Origin of the sequence: Clostridium sp. Marseille-Q5894, from assembly GCF_946902305.1 — a bacterium.
Taxonomy (GTDB): domain Bacteria; phylum Bacillota_I; class Bacilli_A; order Erysipelotrichales; family Coprobacillaceae; genus Thomasclavelia.
Genome location: NZ_CAMPPT010000002.1, coordinates 61,894 through 77,264 on the forward strand (window position 1 = coordinate 61,894; position 15,371 = coordinate 77,264).

A 15,371-nucleotide genomic window follows, 5' to 3' on the forward strand; every position below is an offset into this window, starting at 1 on the left:
GAATCATGGGATTGAAAAAAATAATTATTAATATTATTTTGAGATTTGTAAATATATTTGTAAATTTAAGTCCAATTAAAAATAATCAAGTAGCTTTTGTTTCTTTGGAGTCTAATAAATTAGAAAGTGATTTAAAATTAATTTATGATGAATTAAGCAAAGATGATCATTATAATTTAAAAACAGTATTAATTAATTATAATAAAAAAAGCCTGCTTAATAATTTTTTATACATGCTTAATTGTATTAAACAAATATATGTAATTAATACTTCAAAAATAGTTTTGATTACAGACAATAACTATGTCATTAGTAATTTTAAACGCGAAGGCATAAAAGTAATTCAGATTTGGCATGCTACAGGGGCAATCAAAAAATTTGGTAATGCTATCAAACGTGAATATCCAATCAAAAATTACGATTATGTTATTGCTAATAGCGATTACTGGAAGATTCCTTATCAAGAAGCTTTTAATGTATTAAGAGATAATGTTATTGTAACAGGGATGCCCCGGGTAGATCATTTAGTTAATGATCATTATTTGCAAAGTACAAGAGTTAAGTTGTTACAAAAATATCCAATTTTAAAAAATAAAAAAATTGTTTTATATGCTCCTACTTTTCGCGGAAATATTTATCAAGGATTTAAAAGTGTTTCTTTTAATGGGAAAAAACTGCTTGATCAATTAGACGATGAATATGTTTTGATATATAAATTTCATCCTCTTTTATTAAATACAGAAATTCCTAGTGATGATAGAATTATCAATTTGAGTAATGAAGATACCCATGATTTGTTTACTGTTAGTGATATGCTGGTTTCAGATTTTTCTTCAATTATTTTTGATTATGCATTTTTAAATAAACCGATGTATTTTTTTGTTCCTGATCTTGATGAATATTTAAATACTTTAGGGTGTTTTGTGGATTATGATAAAACGATGCCGGGACCAATATGTTTTGATGAAGAACAGTTAGCTTTAGCGATATTAAAAGCTAAAAAATATAATTTAAAATATTTTTTACAAACATTTTTTAAATATCAAGATGGTAATAATACTAAAAGAGTAGTGGAATTTATTAAGAAGCTTTAAAACATCAAGAATTTCGGGTCTCTAAATTTCCGTGGGGTTTAAAAAAATGAGACTCTAAAATAAAGTGGGGTTTTGGTGACCCCACTTCTGTTTATAGTTGAAAAAGTATCATTCAATACCGTGGGGTCAAGAATGATACTTTTAATATGCCGAAACAACCATTTTATTTAATTATTATCTGTTTTTTAAAGTTTTTGTGACAGTCTTTACATATAAATCTTCTACATCTGTAATTGATGACGGTTTTATTAGTGTTGAAAATAGAATGAGTAATTTTCTTTGATTTATAGGTTTTAACATTAGCATTCAAACTACTGCAACAGGGGCAGGATTTAATCTTTTTAGTTAAAGTAACATTAATGTTTATAATATCGCGAGATCTAACAATATTGATATCTTGAATATCGTCAGGTTGTAAACCCAATAAATTTATAGTATCATAATCCATGAGATAACACTCTCCTTTCAAATATGGTTGTATCTGCAAAAACAATCATATCATGAAAGGATTTTTTCATACTATAAGAGCACCCCACGAAAGTTTAAAGTACAAAAAAAGCCGACCCCATGAAACTTTATACCTAGGGGTCGACCCCACACTAATTTAGATATCGAGAATTTCTTGATGTTTTTTTGTAAACTAGTCCTTTGCCTAGAAAAGAAAAAGATATTTGAATAGGTTAAAGTAGGAGGGATGAACATGTACGAAGATTACATGGATAATTTATTTGATCGCCGCCCAATGCCAATAGTGGCGCCTAAGGTTGGAGATATCTTTTTATACACTGTAAATCGAGGTGATAATGTATACGCAATTGCAAGAAGGTTTAATACTCGAGTAGATTATATTAAAAATATGAATGAGTTAGATGATCGGATGATGATCTATCCAGGACAGCAGCTTTTAATACCAGTATTATTTGCAAAGATACCACCAGTTAAACCACAGCCACAACCACAACCAAGACAATCATATGAACTATATTTTTAAAATAACTAGATTTTTTAAATAAAAGAGTTTATTATATTGTTAAATATGTACAAGGAGAAAAATATGAAGTTACATGCAGGTAGTGAACGTAATTTAACATTGGTAATGGACTTATATGAATTAACAATGTCGTATAATTATTTTAAACAAGGTAATAAGGATCAGTATGTTTATTTTGATATGTATTATCGTAAAAATCCTGATAATGGCGGATATTCTATTTTTGCGGGGTTACAACAGTTGATTGAATGTATTGACCACTTACATTTTAGTGAGGGAGATATTGAATATCTCCGCTCACTAAATAAATTTGATGAAGATTTTTTTGATTATTTAAGAGATTTTCATTTTACTGGTTCAATTTATGCAGTAAAAGAGGGAACGCCAGTGTTTCCTAATGAACCGTTGATTACAGTTAAGGCTAAATTTATTGAAGCGCAGTTGATTGAAACATTATTACTTGTAACAGTTAATCATCAGTCATTGATTGCGACAAAGGCAAATCGAATCGTTAAAGAAGCTAAAGGACGCCCAGTATTTGAATTTGGGGCTAGAAGAGCACAAGGTTATGACAGTGCAACATATGGGGCAAGAGCTGCTTATATTGGCGGTGTTACAGGCAGTGCTACTGTATCTGCTGGTTTAATGTTTAACATTCCTGTAGTAGGGACGATGGCTCATTCGTTCGTGCAGTCATTTGAAAGTGAATATGAAGCTTTTAAAGCTTATGCGCTTACTTATCCTGATGATTGTGTATTATTAGTAGATACATATGATACTTTAAAAAGTGGTGTTCCTAATGCTATTAGGATTGCTAAAGAGGTACTAGAGCCATTAGGTAAAAAACTAAAAGGAATTAGACTTGATAGTGGCGATATTGCTTATTTATCTAAAAGAGCGCGAATGATGTTAGATGTAGCTGGGTTAGTTGAAACGAAAATAACTGCGTCTAATTCATTAGATGAGTATTTAATTCGTTCGTTATTGGATCAAGGAGCACAGCTTGATTCTTTTGGTGTTGGTGAAAATTTGATTGTTTCTAAAAATGCTCCTGTTTTTGGTGGTGTTTATAAATTAGTAGCAATAGAAAAAAATAATGAGATCATTCCTAAAATCAAAATATCTGAAAATACCGAAAAAATTACTAATCCGGGGTATAAAAAAGTATATCGTTTATTTGAAAATGAAACTGGCAAAGCGATTGGTGATGTAATTGCTTTTCATGATGAAAAAATAACGGCTGATCAGGATCTAACGATTTATCACCAGTCTAATATTTGGAAATTTAAAACATTAGAAGCTAATAGTTTTAGTATTGAAGAGCTGCAGGTACCAGTCTTTGTTAATGGAAAGAAAGTGTATCCGGAATATACTGTTGATGAAATTCGTGAGTATTCAAATCAACAAAAAAGTCGTATTTGGGATGAGGTGTTTCGTTTAGAATATCCACATGATTATTATGTGGATCTAACAAAAAAATTGTTGGATTATAAGATAAAGATGCTTGAGGAAAAGAGAAAGTAGTTGGTGATATATAGATGGCAAGATTTGATCGTAAAGTTGAAAGACAGAAAAGTGAATTTAAATTTTCTAAAAAAGTTGCACCAAAAAAGACTAAATTAGATATGTTTAAAGAAAATTTTAGTTTTAGGTGGGTGAAAATAAATTTTAGAACAACGATTTATTTAATTATTGATTTTGTTTTTGTAAGTATTGTTTGTATTCCATTTTTAATGCAGTTTTATAATTCAAAAATGGCATTTGTGTTAGGACATGGTTTGTTGACAAGTCTTTTAGTAGTATTGACGTTTTATTTCATTGGTAAAGAGAAACCTTCAATTTTTGAGTTATTAGTTAGATATTGTTTTATGGCAGTAGTTTTGATGATAACTTCATTTATTGCGGGAATATTGGTGTAAAATATCATGATTATTACAGTTGTTGGTCTTGGTGTTGTCGGTGGTAGTTTTGTTAAGGCTTTAAAAGGTCTGGGACACCAGGTTTATGGAATCGATATTGATAAAAAAACTTTACAAAAAGCAAAAGATGAAGGTTATATTATTGAGGGTTACCAGGATGGCAAAGATATTATTTTACAGACAGATTTAACGATTATTTGTTTGTATCCATCATTGGTTTTAGATTTTATCAAAAATAACAAGTTTAAAAAAGGCAGTATTATTACAGATGCTGTAGGAGTTAAATCTTATTTTCTTCAAGAGGCAATGAATATTATAGATCCTGATGTTGAATTTGTAAGTGGTCATCCTATGGCGGGAAGAGAAAAAAGAGGTTTTGAATATGCTAGCAAGGAGGTATTCAAAAACGCTAATTATATTTTGATTGAACATCCGGCTAATAATAAAGAGAGTATAGTTTTTATGGAAGATTTTGTCGGGACATTAGGGTTTAAAAGCGTTAAGATCATGTCTCCGCAGGCTCATGATGAAATTATTTCTTTTACATCACAATTACCTCATGCTATTGCAGTCGCATTGATCAATAGTGATAATGAAAAATATGATACGGGAAAATATATTGGTGATTCTTACCGAGATTTAACGAGAATTGCAAATATTAATGAGGATCTATGGTCAGAATTATTTTTTAGAAATAGTGAGAATTTATTGAATTCAATCGTAACTTTTGAAGCGCAGTTAGCTTTAATAAAAAAAGCATTGCTGGAAAATGATGAGCAGTTATTAAAAAAATTATTTATTGAATCATCTCATAGAAGAGAGAAATTAGAGAAATAACGGGTTGTTACTCGTTATTTTTTAGTCTTTAAGTATAATATATTAAACAAATTGTTAAATATTGTTGCATTATTACTAGGATTAGTTATAATTAAAATGTCGAAAATAAAGGAGGTGTAATTATGGATATTGGAAGTAAGATCAAAAGGCTTAGACAGGCTAATGGGCTTACACTAGAAGAATTAGCAAATCGTAGTGAACTAACCAAAGGATTTCTTTCCCAGTTGGAACGTGATCTAACATCTCCGTCAGTTGCAACATTGGAAGATATTTTAGAAGCTTTGGGTACTAATTTGCAGGAGTTTTTTAGTGAAAAACCAGCTGAACAAATTGCGTTTAAAAAGGATGATTTTTTTATTAATGAGCAGGATGATTATATTATTTCATATATTATCCCAAATGCTCAAAAAAATGATATGGAACCAATTTTGATTGAACTTGAAAAAGGCAAACAGTCGATGACGATCGATCCTCATGAAGGTCAAGAGTTTGGTTATGTTATTCAGGGAAAAATAAAATTGATAAACGGTGATAATGAATTTATCTTGAAAAAAGGAGAGACATTTTATCTTAAAGGTTTAGTATCACATTATTTGATTAATTTTGGTGAAACTAAAGCGAAGGTGATTTGGGTATCAACACCACCGTTATTTTAAAGGAGATATTATGGCAAAGTTAATAGAATTAGATAATTTAACAAAAGAGTATAATGGACAAGTTGTTTTAAAGGGAATTCATCTTGATATAAATGAAAAAGAGTTTGTAACTTTATTAGGTCCAAGTGGTTGTGGAAAAACTACTACACTTAGAATTATGGGTGGTTTTGAAGAAGCTAATGGCGGAACTGTTTTATTTGATGGTCAGGATATTAGTAAACTGCCGCCTTATAAAAGAGAATTAAACACTGTATTTCAAAAATATGCATTGTTTCCGCATATAGATGTTTTTGATAATATTGCTTTTGGTTTGAAAATCAAAAAAATGGATAAAGATACAATTGAACATAAAGTAAATCGAATTCTTGAATTAGTAGGTTTGGCAGGATATGGATCAAGAAACATCAATCAGCTTTCCGGTGGTCAACAGCAGCGTGTAGCGATTGCTCGGGCATTAGTTAATGAGCCAAAAGTATTACTGCTTGATGAGCCGCTTGGAGCATTGGATTTAAAGTTGCGTAAAGCGATGCAGATCGAATTAAAAAACATTCAACAGGAAGTTGGAATTACATTTGTTTATGTAACGCATGATCAAGAAGAAGCTCTTACAATGTCAGATACGATCGTTGTTATGAATGAAGGACAGATTCAGCAAATAGGAACACCTACAGATATTTATAATGAGCCGGAAAATCGTTTTGTAGCACAGTTTATTGGTGAATCGAATATTATTGAAGGTGTTTTTATCAAAGATTATTTAGTTGAATTTGATGGGCAGCAGTTTGAATGTGTTGATAAAGGTTTTGATGAAGGACAGGAAATAGACATTGTTTTAAGACCAGAGGATTTAGATATCGTAGAAGTTGATAAAGGGAAGATTGAAGGTGTTGTGACTTCAATTGTTTTTAAAGGTGTTCATTATGAAATAATGGTAGAAACTAAAAATCGAGATTATAAAGTCCATACTACTGATATAAGTGAAGTTGGGAAAAAAGTCAATTTAGATTTTTGGCCAGAAGATATTCATGTTATGGATAAAATGGGTAGTTATTAATGAAACATTTTCGTAAATTAGTTAGTCCGTATTGTTTCTGGTTGTTTTTTTTAACGGTTTTACCAATGTTTTTAATAATGATTTATGCCTTTGTTCAAAAAGGAAATACGATTACAACATTTAATTTTACACTAGATAACTTTTCAAAGTTTTTTGATCCTATTTTTGTCTCAGTCTTAATTAAATCTTTTGTCTTAGGAATTATAACAACAGTATTGTGTTTAATAATTGGTTATCCAGTAGCTTATGCAATTTCTAAATGTAAAGAAAACACACAGACATTACTTATTTTATTGATTACTTTTCCAACTTGGATCAATATGCTGATGCGTACCTATGCATGGATAAATATTTTAAGTAGTAAAGGGATAATCAGTAATGTTTTTCAGTTTTTTGGTTTTGGGGAAGTGAGCCTTTTATATACTGATTTTGCAGTTGTTTTAGGAATGGTATATGATTTTTTACCATTTATGATTTTACCGATTCATACTTCTCTTACTAAAATGGATAAGTCTTTAATTGAAGCAAGTAATGATTTGGGAGCTAATCCAATTACAACATTTTGGAAAATTACATTTAGACTTTCATTAGGTGGTGTTTTAACAGGCATTACAATGGTATTTTTACCAGCTATTTCATCATTTGTAATTCCTAAATTACTTGGTGGTGGACAATATTCGTTAATTGGTAATTTTATTGAGCAGCAATTTATTAATGTTGGAGATTGGCATTTTGGTAGTGCGGTATCTTTGATTTTAGCAATTTTAGTAATAATTCTAATGGGGCTTATTAATCGTGTGGAAAAATATGCAGGATATCAGGAGGAAGCTAAACGTGAAAAAACAAAGAAGATTTCCTAGTTCACTGTGGATTGTATTTGCTTTAGCGTTTCTTTATTTACCCCTTGTAATTATGGCTGTTTTTTCTTTCAATGATTCTAAGTCATTATCAAGCTGGAGCGGTTTTTCGTTAAGATGGTATCAAGAATTATTTGTAAATCAGCAAATGATCGATGCAATTATTGTATCTGTTAGTATTGCAATTTTATCAACAGTTGTTTCTACTGTTTTAGGAACGATTACGGCAATCGGAATTTCTAAATCTAAACCGATTCTTAGAAAAATAGTTTTACAAGTTAATAATCTGCCTATCATGAATCCTGATATTGTTACAGGGATTTCATTGATGCTGTTGTTTTCTTTTGTGAAAGTAGAAAAAGGTTATTTAACGATGTTATTAGCGCATATTGCTTTCTGTACGCCGTTTGTAATTACCAACGTTTTGCCTAAAGTAAGGCAGCTTGATGTTAATTTAGCTGATGCAGCAATGGATTTAGGGGCGACACCATTTCAAGCTTTGACTAAAGTTATTATTCCGCAAATCAAACCTGGAATTATTTCTGGTGCATTATTAGCTTTTACAATGTCATTTGATGATTTTATTATTTCTTATTTTGTTAGTGGTAATGGAATTGAAAATATTTCAATTGTTATCTATAACATGTCGAAACGAACAAATCCTAGTATTTATGCTCTAGCAACGATAATTTTGGTTGTGGTTTTACTTGTTGTGATGTTAGGAACGACTATTCCTAAAGTTTTTCCTAAAGTAACTGATAGAATAATGAGCAGCAAAGTTGTTAAAGTAGTTTTAGCCGGATGCTTATTATTGTCAGTTGGCTGGTCGATTTCAACAGGTGTTGGTAAAAAGACTTTACGAGTATATAATTGGGGAGAATATATTGATAAAACAGTTATTAGTGATTTTGAAAACGAGTATGATTGTCGAATTATTTATGAAACTTTTGATTCTAATGAGATCATGTATACTAAATATATGAGTGGTAATAGTTATGATGTTATGGTACCTTCTGAATATATGATTGAAAGAATGATAAAAGAAGATCTTTTGCAACCAATTGATAAGTCACTGATTTCTAATTTTGATAATATTAATAAAGATATTTTAGGACAATCTTTTGACCCTGATAATGATTATTGGATTCCATATTTTTGTGGTAATGTAGGGATTTTGTATGATAAGACAATTGTAGATAAAAATGATTTAAAAGAAGGCTGGAACATTCTTCGTAATCCAAAATACAAAGGTCAAATTTATATGTATGATTCAGAACGTGATAGTTTTATGGTAGCATTAAAAGCATTAGGTTATTCTATGAACACTACAGTTGAAAAAGAAATTGATGAGGCTTATCAATGGCTGATCGATCAACGTAGTGAAATGGAGCCGGTATATGTTGGTGACGAATCGATTGATACGATGATCAGTGGTGTTAAAGCGATGGCAATCATGTATTCGGGTGATGCAACTACAGTAATGAGTGAGAATCCTAATATGGAATATTATTTACCTGAGGAGGGGACTAATGTCTGGTTTGATGGATTTGTTATTTCTAAGGAATGTAAGCAAACTAAGTTAGCTAATCAGTTTATTAATTTTATGATTTCTAATGAGAATTCTTATAAAAATACTGTTGAAGTAGGATATTTAACAGCTAATGTAAATGCTGCAAAAAAAGCAGCTGAGGAAGAATATAAGGGAATTAGTGCATATCAAATTAGAACGAATGCTAAAGATGAAGTTTTTTCTTATCAGGATAATGAAGTAAAAGAAATGTATAATTCACGCTGGACTAAAGTTAAAGCAAAATAATATTAAAACTGTTAGTTTTTCTAACAGTTTTTTTGTTGCAAAAAATATTGATTTATTCATATTAATTTTAATTGTTGATTATGAATTAGTAAATTTTTTATTAAAAATGCTTGCAAAATTCTGCTATCTGGTATATTATATAAAAGCAGTCCGGTGAAAGACACGGATTAAAATAAAAAAATGGTTCCATGGCCAAGTTGGTAAGGCAACAGACTGCAACTCTGTTATCATCGGTTCGAGTCCGGTTGGAACCTCCATTATGTGCCCAGGTGGCGAAACTGGTAGACGCACAGGACTTAAAATCCTGCGGACCTTAAAATCCGTGCCGGTTCGAGTCCGGCCCTGGGCACCATTTCTCAAAAAACGACTTGCAAAAGCTAGAGGGATATGGTAATATAGAAAAGCATTGTAAGAAAGAAAAAGCGCTAGTAGCTCAACTGGATAGAGTGCTTGACTACGGATCAAGAGGTTGTGGGTTCGATTCCTGCCTAGCGCGCCATTAAGGGAAGAGAGAGCGGGAAGTAGCACAGCTTGGTAGTGCACCTGGTTTGGGACCAGGGGGTCGCAGGTTCAAATCCTGTCTTCCCGACCATTAAAAAAAATTGGGGCCTTAGCTCAGCTGGGAGAGCACCTGCCTTGCACGCAGGGGGTCAGCGGTTCGATCCCGCTAGGCTCCACCAAGATATTAAATTATAGCATTGCTGTAGTTAATTACGGCGGGGTAGCTCAGTTGGCTAGAGCAATCGGTTCATACCCGGTGGGTCGGGGGTTCGAATCCCTTCCCCGCTACCAGTTTAATATAAGGTACCCGTAAGAGATGAAGCAACAAGGACCCTTAGCTCAGTTGGTTAGAGCTATCGGCTCATAACCGATCGGTCGTTGGTTCGAGTCCAACAGGGTCCACCAAATAATGCGAGGGATTACCCAAGTCCGGCTGAAGGGATCGGTCTTGAAAACCGACAGGGGATTAACGTCCCGCGGGGGTTCGAATCCCTCATCCCTCGCCATTTAATTAAGAAAAGAGAATATCGCGGGATGGAGCAGTCTGGTAGCTCGTCGGGCTCATAACCCGAAGGTCGTTGGTTCAAATCCTTCTCCCGCAACCAAGAGGTCTGGTAGTTCAGTTGGTTAGAATGCCGCCCTGTCACGGCGGAGGTCGCGGGTTCGAGTCCCGTCCAGACCGCCAAATGGTTCCGTAGCTCAGTCGGTAGAGCAGAGGACTGAAAATCCTCGTGTCGCTGGTTCGATTCCGGCCGGAACCACCATTAGTCAGCTGTGTAGACAGTTTTTTTTTGACTAATTTTGTGTGTAATCATATATACGTGTTTGATATTAATAAGCTAAAGGAGAATGTTTTATGTTGTATAAGCATCAATATCAGTTTTCAAAAAGAATGGAAATGATCGATATTACTAATCAGATAAAAAAGGATTTAAAAGATGCAAAAATGAAAAATGGTATAGTAATTGTTTATACACCACATACAACAGCCGGTATTACGATTAATGAAAATGCTGATCCAGATGTAGTTAGAGATATGTTGAATGGATTTGAACGTGTTTTTCCAACTAACCATCCTGATTATCATCATTTTGAGGGTAATTCGCATGCCCATATGAAATCAACAGTATTTTCGCCAAGTCAAACTTTGATTATTGATCATGGACAAATTATCTTAGGAGTATGGCAAAGTGTTTATCTTTGTGAATTTGATGGTCCTCGAAATAGAACTTATTATGTTAAATTTATTGCAGGATAGATTGTTAATATATTTAGAGATGATTGCAGTGTGGAAAAATTTATAGTAAAAGTGATTTAACTATTGCAATGACTATATTACTTATGCTATAATCTATTCACGGCAAAAAAAGATTTATTAAAACAAATTTTGCGTTAATGTAATACTGTATTTTGTTTGAAATGTAGATATATTCTTATTTATCTAAGAATTATCAAAAAAGTCAAAAAACGACTTGCAAAAGCTAGAGGGATATGGTAATATAGAAAAGCATTGTAAGAAAGAAAAAGCGCTAGTAGCTCAACTGGATAGAGTGCTTGACTACGGATCAAGAGGTTGTGGGTTCGATTCCTGCCTAGCGCGCCATTAAGGGAAGAGAGAGCGGGAAGTAGCACAGCTTGGTAGTGCACCTGGTTTGGGACCAGGGGGTCGCAGGTTCAAATCCTGTCTTCCCGACCATTAAAAAAAATTGGGGCCTTAGCTCAGCTGGGAGAGCACCTGCCTTGCACGCAGGGGGTCAGCGGTTCGATCCCGCTAGGCTCCACCAAGATATTAAATTATAGCATTGCTGTAGTTAATTACGGCGGGGTAGCTCAGTTGGCTAGAGCAATCGGTTCATACCCGGTGGGTCGGGGGTTCGAATCCCTTCCCCGCTACCAGTTTAATATAAGGTACCCGTAAGAGATGAAGCAACAAGGACCCTTAGCTCAGTTGGTTAGAGCTATCGGCTCATAACCGATCGGTCGTTGGTTCGAGTCCAACAGGGTCCACCAAATAATGCGAGGGATTACCCAAGTCCGGCTGAAGGGATCGGTCTTGAAAACCGACAGGGGATTAACGTCCCGCGGGGGTTCGAATCCCTCATCCCTCGCCATTTAATTAAGAAAAGAGAATATCGCGGGATGGAGCAGTCTGGTAGCTCGTCGGGCTCATAACCCGAAGGTCGTTGGTTCAAATCCTTCTCCCGCAACCAAGAGGTCTGGTAGTTCAGTTGGTTAGAATGCCGCCCTGTCACGGCGGAGGTCGCGGGTTCGAGTCCCGTCCAGACCGCCAAATGGTTCCGTAGCTCAGTCGGTAGAGCAGAGGACTGAAAATCCTCGTGTCGCTGGTTCGATTCCGGCCGGAACCACCATTAAAATTTAATGAGTTGATACATAATAATGAGATATACATATTGTTGTATTTCTCATTTTTTTGCTTATAAAGAAAATTTACTGATAAAAAGAAGTTTTTTGGGAATAAGGATACAAGTATAAACGAATTTTTCGCTAAATGAGATCAGATACTTGGGAATTACTGTTTTTAGATTTTAAAGGTTTAACAAGAGCTAATACTAACAGGCTTTTACTTAATTATTTGATTGATGATGAAGTGAATGTAAATGTTTTAACTGCATAAGAAAATGAAGTTGTCTCATCGGCAACTTCATCACTAACAATTTTAATTATTTCACCTGTCTACTTGACAGGGGCGGTTCAAATCAGGCTACTTTTTCTTCTAGTTTTCTAATCATTTGCGGACAGATAATCAAGGTAGTATAAGTTGTCATCTTGATTATATTTTAGTAAGCGGTTTTTATAGAAGTGTGCCAGGGGTTAAGTCCAAAAAAATAGATTGAAATACATAATAGAGCTAGTACGTAAATTAAGGTGTAATAGGATTCAACAATAAATAGAGTAAGCTATTTGATACTTATTTTTATGCGATTGCTTTGTATGTAAATAGTGAAAGGTTGTTTTTATTTTATAATATGTTATACTATTGTCTATTAAAGAGGTGTTTAGATGAAGTATAAAGAGTTTCGAATGTTGATTTTTTCAATTGTTTTTTTCTTTGTAATTGTTGGTGTATGTATTTATTTTGCACTAGATCATAATCGCTCGAAAGTAATTATTGGAGTTATTTTATCGTTTGTTGTATTAATGATGTTAACGACTAAATATAATATGAAAATATTCAATGATTCTATGTTGATTTATGAATTTAAGGGAATTGGAATTATGCCAGCATTAGTTGATTATAAAAATATTAAGGATGTAACTTTAATTAGTAAACATAAAGTTAAAATAAAGCATAGAGGTACTTCTACACTATATATTTTAGATGCGGAGGCCTTTTATGAAGAATTGCTGGAAAATATCAAAGAATACAAGGATACGATTAGCAGTTAGTCTTATATTTTTAATGTTATTATGTTATAGATATCTATTTTTGAATGATTATTAAAAAGCATGATTTTAAATAGAAAATAAATAAACTGTTTTGTGTTTTTTATGATAATTTATTAGAATCAATATAGTTTTTCTTTTTAGATTGTAAAAGATAACGAGATAGAAAATATATGATTTATGAAGAGAGTATTATCGAGAATACAAATATTTAGTAATGATTTATTATTTATATATGCTTTTTTTCAAGATAATGATATTTTTAAAGCTAAGAAAAAATTGATTTGGTTGATTTCCAGCATCTTCTAAAGAACTTATCGTTTCTCGAAATCAAAGCCATGTCAATGTTAAAAATATCTTTTTAGATATATGATCAAAGATGAAAATGATTATCCTATTGATATCGAAATTCAAATGCATGGCTATGAAAAGAAACGTTTTCAGTTTTCCAGAATGCTGGACGATTAGTTAGAACAGGGCAAAAAGTATATCAGTATATTTTAATAAATGAGAAAAATTCTCATCGGCAAAGTTTATCAGAATGTTATATATTTAAAAATGAGTAAAGTGAATAGAAACGTTGAATTTATATTATGTTCATATGAAAGAAATTAATAATATGTAAAAAGAGGAACTAAGTGGACTGAATAGACTGTGTAGCTTGTTTATAAAAAACAGTCATGATGATAAAATAAAAGACCAAGTGGAAGATATCATTAAAAACGTGCAATGAATTCAAGAAAGATCTATGGGATTTAGGAAACGAAAGAGAATTAGCACTGATAAGAGAAGAACAGTTAAACTGGAGTATGAAAATAACCAAAGGAATCAAAAAAGGTATTGGGCTGGGAATTATACAAACATGTATTAAAATGATTAAAAAATATCAATCAAGACTGCCAAAACAGGCAGAAAGCTTAATAGGCAAACATTAGATGGAATAATTGATTTTTAAAGAAGAAGATTTTAAAGTTTTTAAGCAAAAAATAGATATGATTAAATAATAAGGAAGAAGTTTTAAGATCGTTTGTTGTTAACGAAGTTAATACTTCTTTTTATATTTTTTAGGAAACCGGAAAAAACTTAATAAGAGATTGATGTGGTTGATAGATTTAAATATTACAACTAATAAATACTGGCAATAATATATATTTTATGTGAAAATTCTTTTTTTATTATTAAAAAGAAGTAATTCTCCTTTTTAGATTGTAAAAGATAATGAGGAGGAAAAAATATGATTCATGAAAAAACTGTTATCGATAATAACAATAATGTTAGCTTTAGTAATGACCTGTTCTTTAAATACCTGCTTTCCAGAGATACTTTAGAATCTAAAAAACTGAGAAAGTTTATCGTTAAATCCGTCACTCATCTTGACTGCCAGCAGATGATCGTTAAAAATCCCGAAATCAATCAAAATACGGTCCTCGCTAAAAACATCATCCTTGATATCTGTGCCGTTGATGAAAAGGGCCGAATCATTGATATCGAAATGCAGATGGCTGGCAACAGTAATAGCGAAAGTACCCGCTTTCAGTTCTATGGTGCCAGACTATTAGTAGAACAGATTGATACTGGTGAAAAATATCATCAGCTAAGACCGGTATATCAAATCATCTTTATCAATGAAGATGATGATCGTTTGATCAAAGATTATGCGTTTCGAGATGATCAGCGAGAGCTGGAAAAAGAAAATCTTAATTACCGCTATTTTATCAAGATGAGACATATCGATAAGATCATCAAAGAAAAAGGAATCAAAGGATTAAATGATCTAGAAAGGTTATGTTATTTGTTTATAAAAAATGAATATACTGCTATAATGAAGGAAAGAGAAGAAGATATAGTGGAGATGGTGATAAAGATGTATGACAAGTTTAGAAGTAATGAGCCGATATGGTCATTAGCGAATCAGTTAGCTTTAGCGAAGCTTAGAACCGAATCATTAGAGATGGAGCGCGAAGAAAAGACAGCCAAAAGAATTGAAGAAGGAATCAAACAAGGTATTGCTCAAGGAGTTGAGCAGGGTATTGAGATCGGTAAAATGCGAGAAAAAAAGGATAATTGTGTAAAATTAATTAAGAAGGTATATAGTAGAGATTGTATTGAGTGGGTAGAAAATTTAACTGAAGTGCAGTTAGATGAGATAATAAATTTGATTATTGAAGAAAATGATTTTAAAAATTTTAAACAAAAGATAGATAGATTAGGATAATAATTTAGTACTAGATGTTTATATTA

General features: G+C 32.4%; 13 protein-coding genes and 20 tRNA genes. 32 read left to right on the top strand and 1 reads right to left on the bottom strand.

The window, feature by feature from the left end; translation table 11 throughout:
* Window positions 1-5 precede the first annotated feature (5 nt).
* A complete protein-coding gene (locus OC535_RS02875) occupies window positions 6-1,094 on the top strand; it encodes a CDP-glycerol glycerophosphotransferase family protein (RefSeq protein ID WP_227053634.1) in 1,089 nt (362 codons plus the stop codon).
* Window positions 1,095-1,257: 163 nt separating this feature from the next.
* Here the strand turns inward: OC535_RS02875 and OC535_RS02880 are convergent, their stop codons facing one another.
* A complete protein-coding gene (locus tag OC535_RS02880) occupies window positions 1,258-1,542 on the bottom strand; it encodes a transposase family protein (RefSeq protein ID WP_498823070.1) in 285 nt (94 codons plus the stop codon).
* Between the two features lie 252 nt (window positions 1,543-1,794).
* Between OC535_RS02880 and OC535_RS02885 the strand changes: the two genes are divergently transcribed.
* From OC535_RS02885 to OC535_RS03035, 31 genes are all read left to right on the top strand, one after another.
* Entirely contained in the window at window positions 1,795-2,085 is a 291-nt protein-coding gene (locus OC535_RS02885) for a LysM peptidoglycan-binding domain-containing protein (RefSeq protein ID WP_227053633.1), read from the top strand.
* 63 nt (window positions 2,086-2,148) lie between these two features.
* Window positions 2,149-3,609 (top strand): nicotinate phosphoribosyltransferase, encoded by a 1,461-nt coding sequence (locus OC535_RS02890; protein WP_498823109.1) that lies wholly within the window; start codon window positions 2,149-2,151, stop codon window positions 3,607-3,609.
* Between the two features lie 14 nt (window positions 3,610-3,623).
* Entirely contained in the window at window positions 3,624-4,004 is a 381-nt protein-coding gene (locus tag OC535_RS02895; RefSeq protein WP_024722084.1) for a hypothetical protein, read from the top strand.
* 6 nt (window positions 4,005-4,010) lie between these two features.
* Window positions 4,011-4,841: a prephenate dehydrogenase gene (locus tag OC535_RS02900; RefSeq protein ID WP_498823110.1), complete on the top strand. Its 831-nt coding sequence runs from the start codon at window positions 4,011-4,013 to the stop codon at window positions 4,839-4,841.
* Window positions 4,842-4,963: 122 nt separating this feature from the next.
* Entirely contained in the window at window positions 4,964-5,497 is a 534-nt protein-coding gene (locus OC535_RS02905; protein WP_024722082.1) for a helix-turn-helix domain-containing protein, read from the top strand.
* A 7-nt stretch (window positions 5,498-5,504) separates the two neighbouring features.
* Complete coding sequence (gene potA, locus OC535_RS02910) at window positions 5,505-6,551, top strand: spermidine/putrescine ABC transporter ATP-binding protein (RefSeq protein ID WP_498823373.1); 1,047 nt, start codon at window positions 5,505-5,507, stop codon at window positions 6,549-6,551.
* A complete protein-coding gene (locus OC535_RS02915; protein ID WP_227053631.1) occupies window positions 6,551-7,411 on the top strand; it encodes an ABC transporter permease in 861 nt (286 codons plus the stop codon). Before potA ends, OC535_RS02915 begins: the two co-directional genes overlap by 1 nt.
* Window positions 7,386-9,224 (top strand): extracellular solute-binding protein, encoded by a 1,839-nt coding sequence (locus OC535_RS02920; RefSeq protein ID WP_024722080.1) that lies wholly within the window; start codon window positions 7,386-7,388, stop codon window positions 9,222-9,224. Before OC535_RS02915 ends, OC535_RS02920 begins: the two co-directional genes overlap by 26 nt.
* A 182-nt stretch (window positions 9,225-9,406) precedes the next feature.
* Window positions 9,407-9,481 (top strand) — tRNA-Cys (locus OC535_RS02925).
* A gap of 6 nt (window positions 9,482-9,487) precedes the next feature.
* A tRNA-Leu gene (locus OC535_RS02930) sits at window positions 9,488-9,576 on the top strand.
* A gap of 70 nt (window positions 9,577-9,646) precedes the next feature.
* Window positions 9,647-9,723 (top strand) — tRNA-Arg (locus tag OC535_RS02935).
* Window positions 9,724-9,739: 16 nt separating this feature from the next.
* Window positions 9,740-9,816 (top strand) — tRNA-Pro (locus tag OC535_RS02940).
* Window positions 9,817-9,828: 12 nt separating this feature from the next.
* Window positions 9,829-9,904, top strand: a tRNA-Ala gene (locus OC535_RS02945).
* 35 nt (window positions 9,905-9,939) lie between these two features.
* Window positions 9,940-10,016, top strand: a tRNA-Met gene (locus OC535_RS02950).
* 37 nt (window positions 10,017-10,053) lie between these two features.
* A tRNA-Ile gene (locus tag OC535_RS02955) sits at window positions 10,054-10,130 on the top strand.
* Between the two features lie 8 nt (window positions 10,131-10,138).
* Window positions 10,139-10,231: transfer RNA gene (locus OC535_RS02960), tRNA-Ser, on the top strand.
* A gap of 22 nt (window positions 10,232-10,253) precedes the next feature.
* Window positions 10,254-10,330: transfer RNA gene (locus OC535_RS02965), tRNA-Met, on the top strand.
* 3 nt (window positions 10,331-10,333) lie between these two features.
* Window positions 10,334-10,410, top strand: a tRNA-Asp gene (locus OC535_RS02970).
* Between the two features lie 3 nt (window positions 10,411-10,413).
* Window positions 10,414-10,489, top strand: a tRNA-Phe gene (locus OC535_RS02975).
* Between the two features lie 92 nt (window positions 10,490-10,581).
* Window positions 10,582-10,983 (top strand): secondary thiamine-phosphate synthase enzyme YjbQ, encoded by a 402-nt coding sequence (locus tag OC535_RS02980; RefSeq protein ID WP_024722079.1) that lies wholly within the window; start codon window positions 10,582-10,584, stop codon window positions 10,981-10,983.
* A 268-nt stretch (window positions 10,984-11,251) separates the two neighbouring features.
* Window positions 11,252-11,328: transfer RNA gene (locus OC535_RS02985), tRNA-Arg, on the top strand.
* Window positions 11,329-11,344: 16 nt separating this feature from the next.
* Window positions 11,345-11,421 (top strand) — tRNA-Pro (locus tag OC535_RS02990).
* Between the two features lie 12 nt (window positions 11,422-11,433).
* Window positions 11,434-11,509 (top strand) — tRNA-Ala (locus OC535_RS02995).
* A 35-nt stretch (window positions 11,510-11,544) separates the two neighbouring features.
* Window positions 11,545-11,621, top strand: a tRNA-Met gene (locus tag OC535_RS03000).
* Between the two features lie 37 nt (window positions 11,622-11,658).
* A tRNA-Ile gene (locus tag OC535_RS03005) sits at window positions 11,659-11,735 on the top strand.
* Between the two features lie 8 nt (window positions 11,736-11,743).
* A tRNA-Ser gene (locus OC535_RS03010) sits at window positions 11,744-11,836 on the top strand.
* Between the two features lie 22 nt (window positions 11,837-11,858).
* Window positions 11,859-11,935, top strand: a tRNA-Met gene (locus OC535_RS03015).
* Window positions 11,936-11,938: 3 nt separating this feature from the next.
* Window positions 11,939-12,015 (top strand) — tRNA-Asp (locus OC535_RS03020).
* 3 nt (window positions 12,016-12,018) lie between these two features.
* Window positions 12,019-12,094: transfer RNA gene (locus OC535_RS03025), tRNA-Phe, on the top strand.
* A 652-nt stretch (window positions 12,095-12,746) separates the two neighbouring features.
* A complete protein-coding gene (locus OC535_RS03030) occupies window positions 12,747-13,133 on the top strand; it encodes a hypothetical protein (protein WP_024722841.1) in 387 nt (128 codons plus the stop codon).
* Window positions 13,134-14,364: 1,231 nt separating this feature from the next.
* Complete coding sequence (locus tag OC535_RS03035) at window positions 14,365-15,345, top strand: PD-(D/E)XK nuclease family transposase (RefSeq protein ID WP_498823111.1); 981 nt, start codon at window positions 14,365-14,367, stop codon at window positions 15,343-15,345.
* Window positions 15,346-15,371: the final 26 nt, after the last annotated feature.